This is a genomic window from Melittangium boletus DSM 14713 (assembly GCF_002305855.1).
Lineage (GTDB): Bacteria > Myxococcota > Myxococcia > Myxococcales > Myxococcaceae > Cystobacter > Cystobacter boletus.
Genome location: NZ_CP022163.1, coordinates 5,259,235 through 5,280,136, shown reverse-complemented (window position 1 = coordinate 5,280,136; position 20,902 = coordinate 5,259,235). Strand labels below are relative to the sequence as shown.

17 protein-coding genes are annotated in these 20,902 nt (G+C 68.7%); 5 read left to right on the top strand and 12 right to left on the bottom strand.

Annotated elements, in window-relative coordinates:
* Positions 1-5: 5 nt before the first annotated feature.
* From MEBOL_RS22270 to MEBOL_RS22250, 5 genes are all read right to left on the bottom strand, one after another.
* A complete protein-coding gene (locus MEBOL_RS22270; RefSeq protein WP_095979339.1) occupies positions 6-584 on the bottom strand; it encodes a hypothetical protein in 579 nt (192 codons plus the stop codon).
* A 109-nt stretch (positions 585-693) separates the two neighbouring features.
* Positions 694-1,656, bottom strand: coding sequence for a lytic polysaccharide monooxygenase (locus MEBOL_RS22265; protein ID WP_095979338.1), 963 nt, complete (start codon positions 1,654-1,656; stop codon positions 694-696).
* A 198-nt stretch (positions 1,657-1,854) separates the two neighbouring features.
* Positions 1,855-5,214: an adventurous gliding motility lipoprotein CglD gene (gene cglD, locus MEBOL_RS22260; protein WP_095979337.1), complete on the bottom strand. Its 3,360-nt coding sequence runs from the start codon at positions 5,212-5,214 to the stop codon at positions 1,855-1,857.
* 263 nt (positions 5,215-5,477) lie between these two features.
* Complete coding sequence (locus tag MEBOL_RS22255; RefSeq protein WP_095979336.1) at positions 5,478-9,269, bottom strand: AAA family ATPase; 3,792 nt, start codon at positions 9,267-9,269, stop codon at positions 5,478-5,480.
* Positions 9,266-10,510, bottom strand: coding sequence for an exonuclease SbcCD subunit D C-terminal domain-containing protein (locus MEBOL_RS22250; protein ID WP_095979335.1), 1,245 nt, complete (start codon positions 10,508-10,510; stop codon positions 9,266-9,268). Before MEBOL_RS22250 ends, MEBOL_RS22255 begins: the two co-directional genes overlap by 4 nt.
* Positions 10,511-10,736: 226 nt before the next feature.
* Here MEBOL_RS22250 and MEBOL_RS22245 point away from each other — a divergent pair, with 226 nt between their 5' ends.
* The gene (locus MEBOL_RS22245) at positions 10,737-11,492 is read left to right on the top strand and encodes a lysophospholipid acyltransferase family protein (protein WP_095979334.1); all 756 of its coding nucleotides are present in this window, start codon (positions 10,737-10,739) and stop codon (positions 11,490-11,492) included.
* A 40-nt stretch (positions 11,493-11,532) separates the two neighbouring features.
* On the opposite strand, the gene MEBOL_RS22240 is transcribed toward MEBOL_RS22245, so the two are convergent.
* On the bottom strand, positions 11,533-12,201 hold the full coding sequence (locus MEBOL_RS22240) for a hypothetical protein (protein WP_095979333.1): 669 nt from the start codon (positions 12,199-12,201) through the stop codon (positions 11,533-11,535).
* A gap of 182 nt (positions 12,202-12,383) precedes the next feature.
* Entirely contained in the window at positions 12,384-13,007 is a 624-nt protein-coding gene (locus MEBOL_RS22235) for a GNAT family N-acetyltransferase (protein WP_095979332.1), read from the bottom strand.
* Positions 13,008-13,105: 98 nt separating this feature from the next.
* On the opposite strand from MEBOL_RS22235, the gene MEBOL_RS22230 reads away from it, so the two are divergent.
* From MEBOL_RS22230 to MEBOL_RS22220, 3 genes are all read left to right on the top strand, one after another.
* Entirely contained in the window at positions 13,106-13,753 is a 648-nt protein-coding gene (locus MEBOL_RS22230) for a TetR/AcrR family transcriptional regulator (protein WP_095979331.1), read from the top strand.
* Between the two features lie 43 nt (positions 13,754-13,796).
* Positions 13,797-15,038, top strand: coding sequence for a cytochrome P450 (locus MEBOL_RS22225; protein ID WP_095979330.1), 1,242 nt, complete (start codon positions 13,797-13,799; stop codon positions 15,036-15,038).
* Between the two features lie 88 nt (positions 15,039-15,126).
* Complete coding sequence (locus MEBOL_RS22220; protein WP_095979329.1) at positions 15,127-16,239, top strand: DUF3089 domain-containing protein; 1,113 nt, start codon at positions 15,127-15,129, stop codon at positions 16,237-16,239.
* 23 nt (positions 16,240-16,262) lie between these two features.
* Here MEBOL_RS22220 and MEBOL_RS22215 read toward each other — a convergent pair whose 3' ends face one another.
* The 5 genes from MEBOL_RS22215 to MEBOL_RS22195 all read right to left on the bottom strand — a co-directional run bounded on the left by MEBOL_RS22215 (position 16,263) and on the right by MEBOL_RS22195 (position 20,144).
* On the bottom strand, positions 16,263-16,691 hold the full coding sequence (locus MEBOL_RS22215; RefSeq protein WP_095979328.1) for a DUF1810 domain-containing protein: 429 nt from the start codon (positions 16,689-16,691) through the stop codon (positions 16,263-16,265).
* A 47-nt stretch (positions 16,692-16,738) separates the two neighbouring features.
* Positions 16,739-17,623 carry a type VI immunity family protein gene (locus tag MEBOL_RS22210; RefSeq protein WP_342747648.1) on the bottom strand — a complete coding sequence of 295 codons (885 nt, stop codon included), beginning with the start codon at positions 17,621-17,623 and terminating at the stop codon, positions 16,739-16,741.
* A 47-nt stretch (positions 17,624-17,670) separates the two neighbouring features.
* A complete protein-coding gene (locus tag MEBOL_RS41330; protein ID WP_157775360.1) occupies positions 17,671-18,252 on the bottom strand; it encodes a hypothetical protein in 582 nt (193 codons plus the stop codon).
* Between the two features lie 286 nt (positions 18,253-18,538).
* Entirely contained in the window at positions 18,539-19,330 is a 792-nt protein-coding gene (locus MEBOL_RS22200) for a PhzF family phenazine biosynthesis protein (protein WP_095979325.1), read from the bottom strand.
* A 19-nt stretch (positions 19,331-19,349) separates the two neighbouring features.
* Positions 19,350-20,144, bottom strand: a complete 795-nt coding sequence (locus tag MEBOL_RS22195) for an SDR family NAD(P)-dependent oxidoreductase (protein ID WP_245918734.1) — start codon at positions 20,142-20,144, stop codon at positions 19,350-19,352.
* Positions 20,145-20,191: 47 nt separating this feature from the next.
* On the opposite strand from MEBOL_RS22195, the gene MEBOL_RS22190 reads away from it, so the two are divergent.
* Complete coding sequence (locus MEBOL_RS22190) at positions 20,192-20,869, top strand: YqiA/YcfP family alpha/beta fold hydrolase (protein ID WP_095979323.1); 678 nt, start codon at positions 20,192-20,194, stop codon at positions 20,867-20,869.
* Positions 20,870-20,902 lie beyond the last annotated feature (33 nt).

Here is a 20,902-nt window from a genome sequence, read left to right as displayed (position 1 = left end):
CACGCTCAGAAGCGCATGCCCAGCGTGGCGACGACGTCGAAGAAGCCACCGCTCGGCTGATCGATCTGGTCCGACAAGTCCTCGTCCAGCAGCAGCCGGTACGTCGCGCGGGCGCCGGCGGTGAGCTTGCCCACGTTGAACTCAATGCCCAGCGCCAGGGGCACCTCGCCCACCAGGCCCGACTGGTAGCCGCCCAGCAGCGTGCCCTCCGCGAAGACGTACGAGCCGCCAATGCCCGCGCCCACGAAGGGGCGCACGGCCTCGAAGAAGGGCAGCGAGAGCTTGGCCAGCGCGGAGCCTCCATGGCGCGTCAGGGCGAGATCGAAGATGCCCGCGTCGCTGATGGAGTTGTGCGCGCCCTCATAGCCCACCTCGAAGCCGAGGAAGCGAAGGGGCTGCAGATTCAACGTCACACCCCAGCTCGGGCCCGCCTTGGCGACGTCCCCCAGGGTCCCCGTGTAGTTGCCCAGACCGCCGCGCAGGAAGACCTTCACCTTGCCGGTTGGCTCTTCCTGGGCGGCCGCCGTACCCGCCGTGCCCAGCGCCGCTACGAGCCCCAGTACCGCCATCCCGTGACGCGACATCCGTGTCCTCCCAGTTCCGTGTGAGTGGGCGCAGGCTAACCACCCCGTGGCGCCCGCGCACCCTCTTCACGCGGAAATGTTGGACCGGTGGTGCTTCAAGCCCCCGGACTCACGGCTGGGGCGACGCGGGCTTCTCGATGTCGATCTGGAAGCGGTAGCCCTCCTGACGGACATAGACACTGTTGCCCTGGGCCGAGTCGAGCGGGGTGATGTTTCCCTCCGCGTCGAGCGCGCCCACGCGCGCATAGCGCGAGTCCTGGTTGACGCGCCGGGCCAGCCGCTGGAGCCAGTCGGCCGCGGGGCTCACCTCGTCATCCAGACGCACCTCGTGCCGCTCCACGTCGTGGCCGTCCGCGTCGAAGACCCGGAAGGTGACCTTGCTGCCCGCGCGCAAGTCCTCCCGCGCACGCACCGGCTCCGCCTCGTGCCACGCCAGACCCGCGAGCACCGTGGTGCCGAAGTCCACGTCGACGCAGGCGTAGAAGGCCTCCGGGCTGTCGGAGCGCTGCCAGATATTATAGATGACGTGCCGGCCCTTCTTGTTCTTGGGGAAGGGGCAGTTGAGCGTGTAGCGGCTGTTCACCAGGGGCGCGCTCGGCACGGTGCAGAAGAGCTCCAGATCCGACCACTTGAGCGGCTTCGTCGCGTCATACCCATCCCGGGTGACGAAGAACTGGAACTCACGCGCGGCGTGCGGCGCGGTCGCGTGATAGACGAAGTCGAAGCGGCCCTGGGCATTGGGGGCGATGCGCTTGCTCGGCCAGTCCGAGCGCGCCAGATCCAGACCCTTGTGCGACTCGTTGGCCGCGCTGCACAGCTTCCCATCCGGGATGATGTTGCGGTGCTGTCCATTGGCGTTGCCCTGACGGACGCCGTTCCAGTCATAGAGGGCCTGCGTCCCGCCAGCGGCCACGGCGGCCTTGCACGCGGCGGACTGGGGCTTCTCCGGCCCCTCCTTGTAACAGCCGTACACGCGGCTGATGGGAACCTCGATGGAGCCGTGGGCGAGGGACTGACCCGCGGTCAGAAGGGACAACAGGGCCACGGGCGGCGCGACGATGGACTTCCACATGGGGGGAACTCCGTTTCCAGGATTGCCTGTATGGAGGGGCTCACCGGGACTTTCGGGTCACTCCCCGTGCGGGGAAACACGGGCGCACAGTCTGACGGCAACTCTCCGGTCTCACGGATGCGGCAACCAAAGCGACGGGGCCGGACCCCCCTGGAGAGGGAGGCTTCCGGCCCCGTCATTCCCACATGCGCTCGAGGCTCAGTTCAGCTTCGGCTCGCAGCGGCAGGTGCTCATGTTGCACTCGGTGCCCGTGGTGCAGGTGCCGCCGCAGTTGTCCTTGCAGATACAGGCGCAAGCACTGGCATCCGACTGGTAGGACGGGCCGCAGTTGAGCGCCGCCGTGTCACACACACAGGCGCAGACGTCCGCGTCGAAACGGAAGCCCGGCGAGCAGCTGGCGGACGCCGCGCACTGGCAGGTGCAGGTGGCGGTGTTGCAGGCCTGGAAGCTGCCGCACAGGCCACCACACTCCGCGCCGCACGAGAAGTCGCACACGTCCTTGTGGGTGTTGCACACCGTGCCGGGCGCCCCACCACCGCCACAGTCCGCGGGGCAGTCACACCGGTTCGTCTGCCGGTTGCACGAGAGGTTTCCCTTGCAGAAGTCGGGATCCGCCGGGTCGTAGTAACCCGTGTCCGTCGCGCAAGGCGGAGGGCTGCCTTCCGTGTTGCGCGTGAGGTCGCCCCAGTAGCGGTAGGAGATGGCGGCCTTGGTCGTGCCCGCGTCGGCCGGACGGCACGCACCATAGAAAGCCAGGGCCTGGCTGATGCCATCCACGTCGAAGCCGTTGGTGCGGCTGCGCGGCAGATCGTTCGCGTTGCACTGCGAGGGATCCCGCACCGCCTCCATGGCCACGCGCACCGAGGCGCCAATGGGCGGCTTGAGCGTGCGGTAGCCCGTGGAGGCGATCACGCTGTCCATGATGCTGCCGATGGTGTTCTGGATGGAGGTGGTGCTGCGGATGCTGCCCACGATGCCACCCGTGGCCTGGATGACGTCCTTGTGCCGCAGGTCGTGCAGGGGCTCGCCCGGGTAGCACTCGCCCCCATCGACGGAGTCACAGATGATGCCGTGCATCTGGATGGGCCTGCCGGTGGGGTTGGCGCCCTTGAAGTAGTCGATGTACGAGCTGACGGGCGTGTTGTCGTTCGTGTCGCGCACGTCGGTGAGGAGGATGACCACCAGGCGGGCTCCGGCGCGGTACTGCTTGTCCGCGGGCGTGCTGGAGCTGGCCATGTAGTCCACGGCGCCGCGCGCGCTGGCCAGGGTCATCTCCTCGCTGGAGCCGTTGACGTCGATCCAGCAGCGCTGGGCGGGATCCGGGCAGGTGGCGTCCTTCTGCAGCCACGCCTTGAACTGATTGATGTCGCGGGTGAAGCCACGGAACACGCCGCCGTTGGGCAGGCCATAGCCCGTCTGCGTATAGGACGTGGTCACCATGGAGATGCGCCAGTCGAGCTGTGAGTTGCCCAGCCGGTTGGCCACGGCCGCGGCGGCATTGCCCAGCGCGCTCTGGGACGTGGCCATGGAGCCACTGTCATCCACCACGAAGAGGAAGTCCGCCATGCCATTGCCCGTGGTGAAGGGCTCGCACTGCACCGCGTCCGAGTCTCCGAACTGGGCCAGCGCCGTCCCACCCGCGGTGTCCCCCATGACGAAGAGGCCCGGCTCCACGAAGCGCGCCGTGGGGGTGATGGCCACCACCACCAGCACGCTCGAGTTGGAGCGGTGGACGTATTGCGCCTGGATCTTGAACGGTCCCGGCGTGGCCGCGCCGCCCACGAGCGTTCCCGCTCCCGCGCCCACCAGCGCGTTGGCCACCGAGTTGGCGTAGTCCCGCAGGGAGACGGCCGAGCCCTGGTCATAGAAGGCCTGGAGCGCGGGGTGCCCGTCCCACGAGGTGAAGGTCTGCGTGGTGCCCGCCTTCACCGCGGGAGCGAACTGGCCGCGCACGTACAACTCGTCCCCCACCACCGTGGTGGAGGAGCCCGCCTGGGCGCGCTTGAAGGCGAGGAAGGCCACCTGGTTCGTGTCGTCATAACCCACGAAGCCCCGCGTCTTGCCGCCCACGGAGATCTGCCGCACCTCGGAGAAGGAGGGCCGGAGCGCCAGGCGGATGTCGCCACCATTGTCTTCCTTGAAGGTCACCTGACGCAGGTTCTGCGCCGCGCAGGCGAAGCCCGCGGGGCCGCTGCCATCCCGGCCATTCCGTGGATCCAGCTCGCCCGGATCCGCGCGGCCGTTCTGGTTCGAGTCCTCGGCGCCATCGGCGATGCCATCCCCGTCCGAATCGGGATTGAGGGGATCCGTCGTGCTGCTCGATTCCTCGTCGCCCACGTAGCCACACGTGGTGACGGGCGCCCCGCTGGTGGGCACGCCCCGCTCCACGCCATCCAACAGACCGTCATGGTCCGTGTCGCGCTCGGTGGGATCCGTCTCGTTGGGATCCCGCGTCCCACTGGCGTTCAGGTCCTCGCCCAGGAAGGTGCCCTGGTTCGGTCCATCCAGCAGGCCATCGCAATCCGAGTCCTTCGAGCGGGGATCCGTCTCGGTGGGGTCCACCTGGCCGTTGTGGTTGCGGTCCTCCACCCCATCCGGGAGCCCGTCCCCATCCGTGTCGGGATTGTTCCAGTTCGTCTCACCGGCGTCGTGCACGCCATTGTGGTTGGCGTCCTCGACGTGGTCCGGAATGCCATCACCATCGGTGTCCAGGAGGGGACCGCCGCCGCAGTCCGAGCCATCCTTGGGATCCGTCTCGCCCGGATCCTTCACCCCATTGCCATTGAGATCCTCGGCTCCATCCAGGCACGAGTCGCCATCCGTGTCCGGGTTGAGGGGATCCGTCCGGGTGTGGTTGCGCTCGGTGGCGTCCGAGAGCCCGTCCCCATCCGTGTCCCGCTTGCGGGGATCCGTCTCACCTGGATCCAGCTTGCCATTGTGATTGGCGTCCTCCTCGCCATCCGAGAGCCCATCCCCATCCGTGTCCCGGTTCGCGGGGTCCGTCTCGCCCGGATCCAGCTTGCCGTTGTGATTGCGATCCTCGGTCCCGTCCAGGACGCCATCTCCATCCGTGTCGGGGTTGGTCGGATTGGTGCGGCTGGATGGATCCTCGTCCGCGATGAAGCTCTTCACGCACTGAGGCAGGGTGTTGAGCGAGGAAGTCCGGCCCACCTCCAGACCGTCCCGCAGACCGTCCCCGTCCGAGTCCCAGTTGCCGGGATTCGTCCGTGCGTCCACCGCGTAGACGTTGCCCCACTCCTCCGCGTCCGTCAGACCGTCACAGTCGGAGTCGATCTTCGTGTTGCTGGGAGTCCGGGGGCCCGGGGGGGGTCCATACGGAGGCTCCGGAGGGACGGGTTCGGGAGGCTCGGGAGTCGAACATCTCGGATTATTGGGATCCGGGCAGCCGGTGGGGGTGGGAACGACACACGAGGGATCGTTCGGATCCGTGCATCCTGTATTGGGATTGAGTGTCCCGGGTTTGGAACCACCACCATCATCACAGCCAATGACAAACGCGGCCAGGGCGGCCGCGAGCATACGGGGAGGGGCTCTCATACACAGCCTCGCGGGTGCAGGGGACCGCGAATCTGTGGATCGGGTTTTTTGTCGCCTAGTGGGTTTTGGGGTGACTTGCCCTCGCGTCCAGGGCCGCTGCCCGTGCGACTACAGAGCGCGCCGTGAATCCGATGGCTGGTGGGCAGACGCACACGCTCCGTGCACATGCGGCGAGTGCACGCGCACCACAGAATTCCTCCAGGGACTGAACACCGGACCGGCGACGCGAAACCCGGACCGGTGTAGGTGTGTCGACCAGCGCGCTACGCCACCGGCGGCGAGGGCCGGGAGCTGGAAGCCAGTGCACCAAGGACGCCGGAGTCGCCCAGCACCTTGAGCTGACTGCGACCGGCGCCCTGCTTCACCACCCGGACTTGAGCGCCAATGCGCTCGGCCAGTCCGGACACGTGGGAGATGATGCCCACCTGCCGGCCCGTGGCCTGGAGCGCGTCGAGCGTGGCCAGCGCCATCTCCAGCGTCTGCGGGTCGAGCGTACCGAAGCCCTCGTCGATGAAGAGCGTGTCCACCTGCGTCGTCTCCGAGGAGAGCGAGGCGAGGCCCAGCGCCAGCGCCAGCGACACGAGGAAACTCTCACCGCCCGAGAGACTGGAGACGGCGCGCACCTCGTCCCCCATGTCCCGGTCCACCACCTGGAGGTCCAGGTCGTAGCCAGGCACACGCATCAGCCGGTAGCGCGGCGCCAGTTCCTCCAGGTGGGCGTTGGCGTAGTGGAGCAGGGCATCCAGGGTGAGGCTCTGGGCGAACACCTTGAACTTCTTGCCGTCGTGCGAGCCGATGAGCTCGCTGAGCGTGCGCCACACCTCGCTGGCGCGCTCGTGCTCCGCCAGGAGCCGGGCCTGCTCCCCCTGGCGCTGGCGATCCGCGTCGTCCCGCTCGAGCCGGGCCCTCGAGGCCGCCACCGCGTGGAGCCGGGCATCCGTCTCCCCACGCGCCCGTTCGAGCGCCGCCGGAGCCGCCTGCTCATCCAGGGCGGGCTTGTCGGAGGACTCGTGCCGTTCACGCCGCACCCGGCGCTCCTCCCACACGGAGACGGACTTCGCGAGCGCTTGCGTGAGGGCGTCCAGGGCGCGCTCCTCGGACTCGCACCACGCGGCGCCTCGCGAGAGCAGGGCGCGAACGGTCTCGAGGGACAGACTCCGCTCCGAGAGCAGGATGTGCAGCGCCGCCTCGGCGCGCTCCCGGGCCTGACGCGCGGCCACTCCGGACGAGGACGCGGCCTCGGTCCGCGCGCTCGCCACCGCCAGCTCCTGGGTCGCCTTCGCGGCGCCGCCGCGTTGGGATTCCAGTTCCCGAGAGGCCGTCTCCACCTCGCGAGCGAGTCCCGCGCGCACCTCGGCGGTGGGCCGTCCATCCAACAGCGCCGCACGCGCGGCCCGGGTCTTCTCCAGCTCCGCCTCCAGCCGGGCCACCTCCCGGGTGCACTCCTCCGTCTGGGCGCCGCGCAACTCCACCGTGGCCAGCGCCGGCCCCCGTTTCTCCGTTTCCTCCCGGACGGTGGCCTCCGCCTGACGGAGGAGCGCGTCCTGCTCGTTCCACTCCTTCACCGCCTTCACGCAGCGCGCCTGGAAGGCCACGGCATCGGTGGACAGGGCCTTCTCCCATTGAGGCCAGTCCTTGAACGCGACCGCCAGGGCCGCCTGGAGTTCCTGACGGAGAAGCACCACCTGGTCCAAGTCCCGCTGGCCCAGGGCCTCGTCCTCGGCGTTGCGCCGCAGCGCCTCGTCCGCCTGACGCCAGGCCGTCTCCGCCAGCACCGCGTCCGCGCGCGCGGCGTCCCGAGCCGTCCGGGCGGCCTTCGCCACCTCGGCCCGCTGTTCGGCCAACTCCTCCTCCGCCTTCAGCGCCTCGGCCCGCGCCCGCGCCTCCGCGAGCGCGTCCGCCAGCCAGCGCTCGACCTCCGGGTCCTCGGTGGACTCGGGAGGCCGCGGCCCCTCGAGCTTCGCGCGGAGCCGGCCCCACGTCTCGCGCTGCGCCCGGCCCCGCTTCGCGGCGGCTTCCCTTCGCTCCTCCGCCTGCACCGCGCGATGAGCCGCGCCCTGGATCCGGGCCAAGGCGGAGGACTCCGTCCGCGTCGCCTCCTGGAGCCGAGCTTCCAACGACTCCACCCGTCCGCGCGACTCCTCGACCAGTCCCTCCAGGGCCAACCCCGCGTGGCCGAGAGGGTGATCCGTCGCGCCACACAGCGGACAGGGCTCTCCCTGGCGCAAGTTCGCCCGGTGCGCGGTGAGGACCAGCGCATCCCGCGCCCGATCGAACGAGCGCCGGGCTTCCCTCAGTTCGGCGTCTCCCTCGATGCGTCGGGCCTTCGCGGCCTCCGCCTCGGCACTCGCCGTGGATTGCTCTTGTCGAGCCTCGTCCACTTCCCTCGAGGCCTCGCGCTCCGAGTGGATGGACTCGAGAGCACCCCGCCACTCGACGTCCAGATCCTTCAAGAGTTCCTGCCGCGACCGGAGCGCCTCCCGCCGCTGCCTGCGCTCCGCGCCGGAATCCGAGCCCAGTTCGGCCTCGGCTCGAACCGCCCGCGTCTCCGCCTGGCTCAGCGCCTCGGTCGACTCGCGGTGCGCCTTCGCCCGGCGCTCCGCGTCCACGCGCAGCGGCTCGGCACGCGAGCGACACTTCTCGAGGGACTCCCGAATCGAGGCGTCTCGTCCCGCCGCGTTCTGGTAGCGCTTGAGCTCTTCTTCCCAGCGCGACCACTCCCGGGCCACCGCTTCCACGGGTTTGCGCTTGTCGCGCCACTCCTGGATCTTCCCCACCCGCTCGAGCGCGAGCGCGTGCTGCCTGTCCAACGCCGCGAGCACGTCGCGATCCCGCGCCTCGCTCTTCCGGGCGTCCTCCAGCTTGCGCGCCGCGTCCCTCGCCAGTTCCTGGGCGCGCTTGAGCTCCCCGTCCAGGGCTTCCGCCGCCTCCAGCGCCGGACGCGCGTCGGCCTCCGCCTTCCCCGCCGCGTCGCGCCGGGCCTCCGCCGCCGCTCGCGCCACCTCGCGTGCCTGACTCGCCGTCCGCGCCGCGTCCTCTTCCGCGCGCCGTGCCGTCAGATCCGCGTCCTTGCGCGCCAGCTCGCGCACGGCCTCGTCCAGGGCCGACACCGGGGCGCGCAGTTCCTCCGCCGCGCGGACCCGCTCCCACTCCTTGCGCCGGGGTTCCGCGGCCCGCACGGCCTCCTCCGCGCGCGCACGTGACTGCTCCGCGTCGCGCTCGTCGGCCAGGTTCTTCGCGCGCGCCTCGTACCAGCGCACCGCCTGATCCGCCCGCGCCAGCACCGCCCGAGCCTCGGTGAGCGCCGCCTCCTCCCGCGCGAGCGTGTCCTCCTCCTCCCGGCGCGCCTCCTCGGACATCAAGGAGATGGCCGCCACGCCCTGGGCCAGCTTCGCCAGCGCCTCCTGCGCCTCCTTGTGACGCTGGTGCGCGGCGATGGACATGCGGCTGTACACCTCCGTTCCCGTCATCCGCTCCAGCAGCTCGGCGCGCTCCTCATCCTTGGCGCGAAGGAAGGCGGCGAACTCCCCCTGGGCGAGCAGGGCCGAGCGCCGGAATTGATCGAAGGACAAGCCCAGCCGCTCCTCGATGGCCTTGAGCACCTCGCCCTTCTTGCGTCCGATGGGCGGCCCCAGCCCCGTGGGAGTGAACTCCGTGAGCAGCATCTCCTGGTCCTGGAGACGGCCCTCGGCGCGGTTGCGCGCCCGCCGCACGGACCAGCGCGCCCGGTACTTGCGGCCATCCTTCCCCAGGAAGTCCACCTCGGCGAAGCCGTCCGCCGTCCCGCGCCGCAAGAGGCCCCGCACGTCATGGGCGCGCAGCCGCGTGTCCTCGTCCTCCTCCGCCCGGCCCACGGGCACGCCCCGGCCCTCGCCCAGACGCGGCGTGCGGTCGAAGAGGGCCAGGCACATGGCATCCAGCACGGTGCTCTTGCCCGCGCCCGTGGCGCCCGTGATGGCGAACAGACCCATCTTGTCGAGCGGCGGCTTGTCCAGCTCCAGCTCGAACTTCGTGAGGCTCGTGAGGTTGCTCCCCCGGATGGCGAGGATCTTCATGACGCGTCCTCCTGCACCTGGGTGAGGAGCAGATGGAAGGCCTCGAGCAGCGCGGGCTCGAGCGGCTCGGAGTAGTCCCGGGCGTAGCGGGCACGGAAGACGTCCTCGGGGGTGCGCTCCTTGAGCGAGGGTCCGGGACGAGCGTCCGCGAGCGCGTGGCCCGAGCCCGTATAGCGAGGGGTGAGCTTCACCAGCCGCGCGGCCTTGCCCTCCAGCGCGGTCTCCACCTGCCGGCGCAGGGCGGGCTCGGGACGAGGCAGCTCCACGCACACCTCCAGATAGGGACGCCGCCAGTCGGGCAGACCCTCCTCCGCCGGGGGCAAGGCCTTGAGCGCCTTCACCACGGCGTCCAGCGAGGACTCGCCACGCTCGGGCACGCGCAGGATCTCCGCCTCGCGGGGCACGGACAGGGGCAGCACGGAGCCCAGGCGCTCGCCGTCCAGTTCCACGAGCAGCACTTGGTGGGAGTAGTTCTTCTCGGACAGGGACAGGGGCAGGGGCGAGCCGCTGTAGCGCACCCCCTCGCGGCCTCCCACGCGCTGGGCCTTGTGCAGATGTCCGAGCGCCGCGTACGCCACGTCCTCGGGAAACAGGTCCACCGGGAGCGCGTGCTGGTTGCCGCCGAGGATGCGCCGCTCGCTCAACTCGGACAGCTCGGTGCCCACCATGTAGCAGTGGCCCATGGCCACGAGCGCCTGTCCCGGCTGGCGCCGTGCCCGAGCGCCCGCCAACACCTCCGAGTACACCGCGCGCACGCCCTCGATGAGGGGGTCTCCCGCCTCGTTCGACAGGAAGGGCAGGTCCGCGGGCCGCAGGTAGGGCACCGCCGCCACCCACGCGCGCACCTCGCCCCGCGCGTCATGCAGAGGCACCACCAGACGCTCCAGGTCCATCCCCTCGCCGGAGCGGCACAGCCCCCCCACCACGCGCACGTCGAGCGCGGACAGCAGCGGATGGGGCGCGTCCAGCCGCGCCGCCGAGTCGTGGTTGCCGCCGATGACGACGAGGTCCAGCGTCGGGCAGCGGCGCCGGGCCTGGGCGACGAAGCGGTACCAGGCCGCCTGGGCCTCCGCGCTGGGATTGGAGGTGTCGAAGATGTCGCCGGCCACCAGCAGCGCATCCACCTTCCGCGCCTCCAGCGTGTCGAGCAGCCACGCGAGGAAGGCCGCGTGTTCCGCCTCGCGGGTGGTGTCGTACAACGTGTGTCCCAGGTGCCAGTCCGACGTGTGCAGCAGGCGCATCCGTGCGATCCCCTCCAGAGCGTCGCGAGCGGAAGGAGGGCTCCCCTGCCTGCTCGCACGTTCAGGCGCGCGCAGTGTGCCCGCGAGAGGCGCGGATGCCAACTCCAGGGAGGCGTCCGACCCCCCGAGAGCGGAGCGGGCATTCAAGCGCGAGAGGATGGACCGTGCGCTCCCCCGCCCGGGAGTGCATCATGGCCCGCCCCTCCCCTGCCCGCGAGACCCCGAGATGAAGGTTCTGGCCACCCTCTGGTACTGGGTCGTCTTCCTGCTGACCGCGCCGGTGTGCACGGGGGTGGGAGCCACGCTGTGGCTCGTCACCTGGCCCTTTGACCGGAACCGGGCCGTGCTGCACGCCTTCGTCAGCCGCTGGTGCCACGCGCTCTACCTGTCCTGGCCGGGCTGGAAGGTGCACATCGAGGGGCGGGAGCTGTTGCCTCCGGGACCGGCGGTCATCGTCGTCAACCACCAGTCCGCCGCGGACATCCTCGTGGCCATGGGGCTGAACCACCCCTACAAGTTCGTCGCCAAGGCGTCGCTCTTCCGCACGCCCATGGTCGGGTGGCTGATGACCTGGATGGGGTACGTGGCGGTGAAGCGGGGCACCCTACAGGCCATGGACCGGATGTTGGACGACTGCTCCCGGTGGCTGCGGCGCGGAGTGCCCGTGCTCATCTACCCCGAGGGCACCTACTCCCCCACCCGCGAGCCCCTGCCCTTCAAGCGCGGCGCCTTCCAGCTCGCCATCGCGGAGCAGGTGCCCGTGGTCCCCGTGGTTTTGGAGGGCACGCGCGGGATTCTCGGAAGCGACGGCCTCTGGATGGGCCCGAGCGCCCAGGCGCGCATGCGGGTGCTGCCTCCAGTGCCCGTGGCGTCGCTCGGGGAGGATCCGGTGGCGCTCGCCGAGCGCGTGCGCGGCCTGTACCTCGACGCGCTCGGACGGTCCGCCCCCTCCACCCCGGAGCCCGAGCAGCGGGTCGCCTGAATCAACCGCGGCATCCCGGGGCTCAAGGGAAGAGGCGCGGCTACCTCTTGCAGAGATAGTTGTGGTTCTCGCTCTGGACGTTGGAGATGAGCGAGGGGTCGCACGCGTTGAGGATGTAGTCGTAGCGGATGGCCATGGCGGCGGGCCGCTCCACACAGAAACCGGTGCCCACGCCGCACTTGTAAGCCAACAGATACTCGTAGCGGTAACTGCCGCTGGAGGCATTCACGCACGCGCCCGTGCTCGCCGCCTGCACCCGGAAGCCACAGCTGGAGTTCTGCCAGACGCGCACGAGCGGATCATCGACGATGCGCGTCGGGCACTCCATCGACGTGAACACCAACTGCCCGTTGGGACAGAGCTTGAACCACTTGGGCCAGAGGACTCCGGGGTAGGGAACGATGGAGTAGCGCCACTGCTCACCCGTCAATTCGTCCCGGGTCATATAAGTGTTGTTGTCGATCCGCTCCGCCTTGAGCTCCTTCAGGACGATGGCCTGCGACCCCTCGACGACGTGCAGCACTCCCGCCTGCCGGTCCAGCGCACCAATCAGATCCTCGACCTTGCGGGGCGTCTCCTGCTGGGCGGCCTGGACAACGGAGTCCAGGGACTGGCCCTCCACATCCTCCTCCAGCACGGTCCCACCACAACCAACACCCAACGCCAGGATGCCCATCACGGTGATGCGGCCGAAGATGCGATTCATCATTGTTGTCCCTCGGGGTTTGAAAGCGACGCTCCCGGTTGTGCACGGCATGTGCCACAACCTGGAAAAACCGCTCTTCCCTCGAAAAACGATGAATGGGGATTCGGAGAACCCTCCAGGGTAGCCCCCCGCACCACAGCGAATGGGCACCCCTGTTGCCCAAACGGCTACGGCCCTCCCGTCGGTCAAGGCCGTGTCGTCGTGGGATGCCAGAAGTACGTGGTGCCCTCGGTCCCCGCCACGGTGAGCCGCTGGAAACCCAGACGCTCATAGAAACGCAGCGCCCGGGTGTTGCTGTTCGCCGTACCGAGATGCACCGAAGGCGCACCGGCCGCCGCCGCCGCCGCGAGGAAGGTCTCCACGAGGCGCCGCCCGAACCCGGCCCCCTGGACATGGGGAAGCAGGTCGACATGCAGGTGCGCCGGGTAGGGAACCAGCTCGGGCGCGAGCATCCACTCGGGGTGGTGCAGCGTGGCGATCAGCCGCTCATTCGCGGTGCCCGCGGGCTCGACCGGGCGGGGATAGCGCTCGGCCACGCGAGGCAGCCAGCGAGCGCGCCAGGCCTCCACGAACGACGGCGTGTCGGCCGTGCCGAGCACATACCCGACCGCGCGTCCGCCCTCATCGAGCACGAACGCCAGTGCCGACTCGAGCTCGAGATAGGGACCCGCGTAGATGTCGGGGAGCAATTCGTCGCTCAGGTAGTGACCTCGGGCGTCCTGACCGGCCGCGCCCGTGCGCACACAGATGTCATACACGGCGCCCCGGTCGCTCGGGCGGTAGGGACGAAGATGCACGGTCGGACGCATGTCCGCCGAGCCTAACCGCACCTCATGCGTCTGTTCGCCAGCCAACTCGCGCTCGAGGAGGGTTGGCTCGGACGCCAGGATGAGGATAGACTCAGCGAATGAGGAATCGCTCAACACGCGACCCGGGCACGAAGACTCTTCGGGAGCGCCTGCGCGAGGAAACGGAACAAACCCTCCTGGAAGCAGGCGAGCAGGTCTTCGCCGAGCAGGGAGTCCTGGGCACGCGGATCGAGGACATCGCGAAGCGAGCGGGCGTGGCCGTGGGCACCATCTACAACTACTTCGATGACCGGGAGGAACTGCTCGCCGCGCTCATGGACCGCCGCCGCGCGGAGCTCGTGAAGACGCTGGACGAGGTGAGCGAAAGGGCCCGGGGCAAGTCCTGGCACGAGGAGTTCGAGGACTTCCTGCGCGCGACGCTCACCCACCTGGAGCAGCATCGGCGCTTCTTCGCCATCCTGATCCAGGGCGAGCTGCTGCCTCCCCGCCGCTCGGACGCGGCCACGGACAAGGCAGCCGGCTCGGGGCTCGACGACGTCTACGCGTGCATGGAGCGGCTCGTGCGGCGCGGCGTGGCCGAGGGCGCGCTGAAGGCCCTGTTCGCGGACCTCTACCCGGCGCTGCTGCTCGGGATGCTCCGCTCCGCCATCGTCCAGGACCGGTACACGGACACGCCCGGTCCGCTCATCGCGCTGCGGGAACCCTTTCGCGACTTCTTCCTGAAGGGGGCGGGGAAGGAGCGCTGAGTCGCGAGTCGCCCTCGAATTCTCAAGGGAGTTTCACACCACCATGCAATCCAGTGACTACAACCCCTTGTCGTCCACAGTGCAGGCTGATCCCTACCCCTATTACGCAACGCTCCGAGAAAATACCCCCGTCTACTTCAACGAGCAGTTCGGCTGGTACATCGTCAGCCGCTACGAGGACGTCGTCGCGATCACGAAGAACCCGGCGGTCTTCTCCTCCGCTCGCGCCATCGTGGGGCCCGAAAAGCTCGACGAGGCCGCGAAGGTGGCGCCCCACGCCCTGCGCACCTTCCGCCGAGGCGTGCTCATCAGCGAGGACCCTCCTACCCACACGAAGACCCGCGGCCTGGTGACGAAGGCCTTCACACCCAAGCGGATCTCCGAGATGGAGCCGCGCATCCGGCAGCTCGCCCGTGAGCTCATCTCCCAATTGCCACGCTCGGGCGAGTTCGATCTCATCAAGGACCTGGCGGAGCCGCTGCCCGTCATCGTCATCGCGGAGATGCTGGGGGTGGAGCCGGAGCGGCGGCACGACTTCAAGCGCTGGTCCGATGACGCCCTCGCCACCTCGTTCGCGCTGGCCAAGGGCTCGGAGCTGTCCGGCATCGAGCGCAGCAACCGCGAACTGAGCGACTACATGGCGCAGGCCCTCGAGGCACGCCGCCAACAGCCCCGGGAGGATCTCGTCCAGGCGCTGCTGGACAACGGCGTGCGCGAGGGTGTGCTCTCCGTGAGCGACGCGGTCGACTTCTGCCGGCTCCTGCTGGTGGCGGGCAACGAGACCACCACCAACCTGCTCGGCAACGGCGTGCGCGCGCTGCTCAGCCATCCCGATCAACGCGACCGGCTCATCCGCGAGCCCGCGCTGATTCCCAACGCGGTGGAGGAGATGCTTCGCTACGACTCGGCCGCGCAGGCGCTCTTCCGGAAGACGACCCAGGAGGTGGAAGTGGCCGGAACGCGCATCCCCGCGGGGGCGAGCGTCCTGCTGCTCTTCGGCTCCGCCAACCGCGACCCGCGCAAGTTCCAGGAGCCGGATCGTTTCGACGTGACCCGCAATGTCGTGGGACAGGTCGCGTTCGGCCATGGCATCCACTTCTGCCTGGGGGCGCCCCTCGCCCGGCTGGAGGCCAAGGTGGTGCTGGAGGAGCTGCTCACGCCGGACCGGCGGCTCTCGCTCGTCCCGGGCCAGCCCTGGGAGGTCTTGGAGCACTTCTCCATCCGAGGCCTCAAGTCCCTGCGGGTCCGCGTGGAGCCCGCGGCGGGGGCTCGCGCGAGCGCATAGGCGGACTCGGGTACGATGCTTCCCAGACACCTCCCGGCCCCCCCATGGAGGAGCGGGCCGGGAGGCAATAACGGGACTGGGGTACCCCATGAGCAGGTGGAAGAAAGCGGCGCGGATCGCGTGTTGGGTCGGGCTCGCGGTCGTCGCGGCGGGATGGATCAGCGCACGGAACCTCGGTGCGCTGGTTCGTTTCTCGATGACTCCGGGTGTTGCGTTCGAAGCCGAAACACCACCGCCCGCGCCGGACTATGCGAGTCCCCTGCACTGGAGCGCGCTTCCGGAACGTGAAGACTTGGCGGATCGCTCGCCGACCGGCGCGCCCGCGGTCGATCAACTCCACGCGGCAGTGGACGTCTTCTACGTCCATCCGACGTCCTATGTCGGCAGTCGCTGGAACGCCCCGACCGACGACGCGGCGCTCAACGAAGCCACCGATCGCGTCGCGACGGGAATACAAGCCTCCGCGTTCAACGGCTGTTGCGCGGTGTACGCCCCCAGGTACCGGCAGGCCAATGGCACGGCGTTCACCCATCCCACCGAGGATGGGGCTCGGGCGATCCGCCTGGCGTACGACGATGTCCGGAGAGCCTTCGCCACCTTCAACTCGAAACGCGGAGCCGGGCGGCCATTCATCCTCGCCGCGCACAGCCAGGGAACCGTGATGGCGGAGCGACTGCTGGATGAGGAGATCTCGGGCACCCCACTGCGGAACCAGCTCGTCGCCGCTTATCTGGTGGGAGCCCTCGTCACCGTGGAGGGACTTCACGAGCGCGCTCCCGATGTGGCGGCATGCCGCTCGGCCGATGACCTGCACTGTGCCGTCGCGTGGAACGCGAGGGGGCCCGAGCATGTACCGACCGAGCTCGATCTACACCGGACGGATACCCGCGAACGCCTGTGCACGAACCCCTTGTCCTGGCGAATCGACGGGACTCCCGCGTCGGCGGAGCTGAACCTGGGCGCGGTGTTCCTGGAGAGCGACAACCCCGCGCCGCGCGTGGCGTTCGCGGATGCCAGGTGCGTGGATGGCACACTCATCGTGTCCCATATCGGCGCCGCTCCTCGCGATCTTCCCAGCCGCATCCTCGATCACGTGATGGGCAGCGGGAACTACCACCCCATCGAGTACCAACTCTTCTTCATGAACCTGCGGCAGAACGCTCTCACCCGCGTGGCCGCGTTCCTCGCGATGCCCAAATAGCCCCCGGAAAGGGGAACGCTCAATCAAAGCAGGCGGTCGGTCGCCTCGTCGGCCTTCCCTCCAAAGAACGCGTCGAGCACCCGCTGGAACACCAGCTGCGATGGGTCGGCGCGGAGGAACAGCGTCATCGACGACCGGAGCTTCTGCGCGTCGATGCCGCCAAAGATAGCCTCCGCGGAGGGCGCGGACGTATCGGCCACGACGCCCGCGCACTCGACGAGCCGTGGCCCCAGCGTCGGATGCGCGAGGTACGCCCGCGCCTCGTCGAGCGAGGCGATCGCGTACCGCTGCGCCATGGGACTGCGGCCGAGACCGGCGATCTGCGGGAACACGAACCACATCCAATGCGAGGTCTTGCGTCCACGGCGCAGCTCGGCGAGGGCCCGGTCATAGGTGCCACCCTCTTCCTGGGCGTGCACGAAGCGGGCGAGGTCGTGGGGATCGTCGTTCATCCCCGTGACGCTACGCGCCCCCCCATCAAAGGAACAGGGGCTTTGATTCAGGGACAGAAGCGCCGTGTCCAACGGTGCATGTCCTCCGTGTCATTGCCGAGAAAGGTGAACCAGTTGGAGCGCTCCTCATGGAGGAAGGGCTCGAGCAATTGGGCGAGAGAAAGAAGCTGAGGAGACGGGCGCTCGTGCTGTTCCATGTCGATGGCCTCGGGCCACTCGTCGAGAGTGACGAGCACGCGCTCTCCTTCCAGGGGAGGCAAGGCCTCCAAGGAGACATCTGAAGAGGGAAGCCGCCGCAGGACCTCGAGTCCGCCAACCTGTCCGAGCAGAGGCGGTCCGATGAAGGTGAGCCAGTAGGCACCTCGCGCGCGGGTGCCGATGTGTCGGCTCGTCTCCCCGAGCCTGTAGACATCCAGGCCTGAATAGCGGTCTCGCAACTCTCGGGCCGCGCGGTAATTCGCGAACCATTGTCCCCTGGGAGCGACCAGGGCGAAGCTGGCATAGCCGAAGCTGAAGGGCAGCTCGCGCGCGAGTTCAAGGGTCAGGGCGCGCACGTGGGAAGGACCGTGCTCCACCAGGTATTCAGTGGGAAGGGTGAAGGCCACGGCGCAGGTAGCATCCTTGTCACGAAACAACGGTGCGTCGAGGCGAAGCCCTTCGTATTCGAAGTTGTAGCCCCCCGTGTCGTCGCAGTGCTCCTCCAGATCGACGCCACAGGCCGGTCGCCCGCGCCGTTCGAGCATCTTCTCGCGGATGTGCTCCCAACCCTTGTCATCAAGAGGCTGCCAGTCACCATTGGGATCAGGATACCAGCGCAATACCTGGGGAGGGATTGCACGGAGGTACGTTTGCAGCGCCCGCCATATCTCGGGGGCTATCTCCCCATGTGAACGATGGAGGAAGAAACAGATGACGATGCCGTCACGAGCCACCGGCCTACCATCCGCCGTCCGCACTCGCAGACCAGGCAGGTGCGCTTTCATCGGAAGAACCCCTCCGGGGAAAGAAGCAGGGCCTCGCCCCCTAGTGCATTCTTATAGACCTCGCCTTGATTGGAATCCTCATAGGCGCTGCCTCTTCCATATGCCCTCCACGTTGGACTGTTGGAGGAAGGACAAGGGAATTTCAAATCGATGATGACCGCGGCCTTAAGAAGGTTGTAATCAGCGTGGAGGACGATGTCGGGCTTGATGCTGCCCCACAACTCTTCGGTACAACGCTGCGTGATGAGTTGTTGCTCTTTCTCACGGCTGATGGTCTCGAGGACCTTGCTGTGCGGGTAGTAGCGGTAGCGCTGCTCGATACTGACAGGCGCGGGCCAAAGCCGTGCGAGCACGTCGCGAGCACAGGCCAAGGCGACGGCGTGCTTCTGCCTGCCCAGAAGCATGGCGCGGGTGATGGGCTCTGCACAGCCGTCCACTTCCAACTCCTCGCCACACTCCTCCCGGGTAGGAGGGCGATTGCCGAAGAGCGGGGCATTGACTTGGCGATCGGCGAGTTGGGCGCACTCCGCGAGGTGCTCCTGTAATTCGCCTAACTTGTCCTCGGAATGATGGAGCACGGTCAGGACCAGCGGAGTGTGGCCAGGACAAGCGAGGACCCCACGGCCAGTGCAGTCGAGGAGGAGACCGCAGTGCCACGTACGACGCTCGCGTGGCGGAAGCGGGCAGCCGATTCCGAATCGAGCCGCAGTTCCCTGTGCGAAGAAGGGCCAGCATGTCCGTGGCGGATGGCGCAGCCACCCAGCACAAGGCTGGCCAGCAGTAGGCGCGCGAGCTGCCAGCAGGCGTTCCGGCGAGAACAAGTCATGTCCACCCCCAGATGAATGGAAACCAGCGGTGGAGCCATCACAAGATGATGTGCCCCTCCATGTAGAGCACCGCCTGTCCAGCGATGCCCACGCGCTCGCCGCGATCCTCGCACTGGAGCACTCCGCCTCGCGCGGATACCTGGTGCGCGAGCAGCTTCGACTTGCCCAGTTCCCGCGCCCAATAGGGCACCAGCGTGCAGTGCGCCGAGCCCGTCACCGGATCCTCCGGCACGCCCACGCGCGGCGCGAAGAAGCGCGAGACGAAGTCCGCCTCCGTCCCCCGCGCCGTGGCCGCCACCGCGAAGAAGTCCAGCGCGGCCAGCCGGCCCATGTCCGGGGTGAGCGCCCTCACCTCCTCCTCGCTGTCGAAGACAGCCACCAGGTCGCGCGACATCAGGGTCTCCCGGGGCTCGGCGCCCAGGGCCTCGGCGAGTCCTTCCGGCGGGACGCACGGCTCGGGCGGACGCGAGGGGAAGTCCATCTCCATCCACCCGTCCTCGCCCTGCGTCACCACCAGCGGGCCCGAGCGCGAGTTGAACTGCGCCCGCTCCAGCCCCGGTGCCAACCGCGTGAAGAGGATGTAGGCCGAGGCCAGCGTGGCATGGCCACACAGGTCCACCTCCTGGGCGGGGGTGAACCAGCGGATCTGCCAGCCGCGCACCTCGTCGCGCATCACGAAGGCCGTCTCGGAGAGGTTGTTCTCCAAGGCGATGGCCTGGAGCACGTCATCCGGCAGCCACGTGTCGAGCGGGCACACCGCGGCGGGGTTGCCCCCGAAGACTTGAGAGGAGAAGGCGTCGACCTGATACACGCGCAGTCGGGTAGGCATGTGACAGCTCCGGGCCTGGTTACTTGGAGGACTGCGTGAGGACGCTGGCGAACTGCATGGCGTAGTTGATCTCCAGTCCGCCATCCACCACCAGCGTCTGGCCATTCACGTACGAGGAGCCCTCGGAGCACAGCCACTCGATGGCCTTGGCGATGTCATCCCCATGGGCCACGTGGCCCGCGGGCACGCTCTCGCGCACCTTGGCCTCGAGCGCTTCCCAGGCCTCGCCCATGTAGAAGCGGCTGGAGTCGGTGTCGATGTAGCCCGGGTTGACGGCGTTGACGCGGATGCCGCTCGAGGCCAGCTCGGCGGCCAAATACTTCACCAGGATTTCCATGGCGCCCTTCATGGCGCCGAGCAGCCCGTGGAAGGGCAGCGGCATGCGCGAGTCCATGCCGGACACCATGACGATGCGGCCCTTGCGGCCCTCCATCAGGGGCGCGCTGCGCTGGGCCCCCAGGAGGAAGCTCTTCACGGTGACGTTGAAGGTCTTGTCCATCTGGTGCAGCTTCGTCTGCATCAGCGGCGCGAAGGCGGTGGAGGCGGCGTTGGCCACGAAGACATCCAGCCCGCCGAACTCCTGCTGCACCAGGTCGAAGGCGGCATGGAGGCTGGCCGGCTCGAGCTGGTCCGCGATGACGGTGCGGCACCGGCGGCCCAGGGCCTCCACCTCGGTGACCAGCGAGCCGGCGGCCTCGGCGTCGCGCCGGTAGGTGGACACGATGTCATAGCCCGCCTTCGCGAGCCGCAGGGACAACGCGCGGCCCACGCCTCGCGAACCACCGGTGATGAGCGCCACGGGAGCATTGGTCATGCGCCGGGGCATACCACCTTACCGCCCCGGGAGTAGAGTGCGCCGCCATGAGCATGTCCCCTCGTTGGCTCTATCTGCACGGCTTCGCCTCCGGCCCCGAGTCCGCCAAGGGCGTGGCCCTCGCCCGGCACTACGCCCGCAAGGGCATCCACCTGGAGCGGTTGAACCTGCGCCAGCCGTCGCTCGAGCACCTGAGCCTGAGCGCGATGATGCGCACGGTGCGAGAGGCCGTGGGCGGAGAGAGGGATCGGGCGGTCGTCTTCGGCTCCAGCCTGGGCGGACTCACGGCCTGCCGGGTCGCGGAGGAGGATGCGCGGGTGTGCGCGCTGGTGCTGCTCGCGCCGGCCCTGCGGGCCTCCGAGCAGATGCGGCGCAACGTGGGCGAGGAAGGTCTGCGCCAATGGCGGGAGTCCGGGTGGTGGGGGACCCGGGACTACGCGGAGAAGCGCGAGACCCGGGTTCACTTCGACTTCATCCGGGATCTCGACGCCATCGAGGCGCGCTCGGACGGCTGGCCGGACGTGCGCGTGCCCACGCTCCTCATCCATGGGCGCCAGGACACCACCACCGATATCCGCTACTCGCGCGAATGGGTCCGGGGCAAGAGCCATGTCCGCTTCGTGGAGGTGGAGGATGGTCATGAACTGGTGGCCTCGCTCGATCGCATCGCGGCCGAGGCGGATGACTTCTTGAAGCCCTTCCTCGGTGGCCTGGCAGGACAGTAGCCAGACACTCGCGGTTACCCGCCTCCTGGGGAA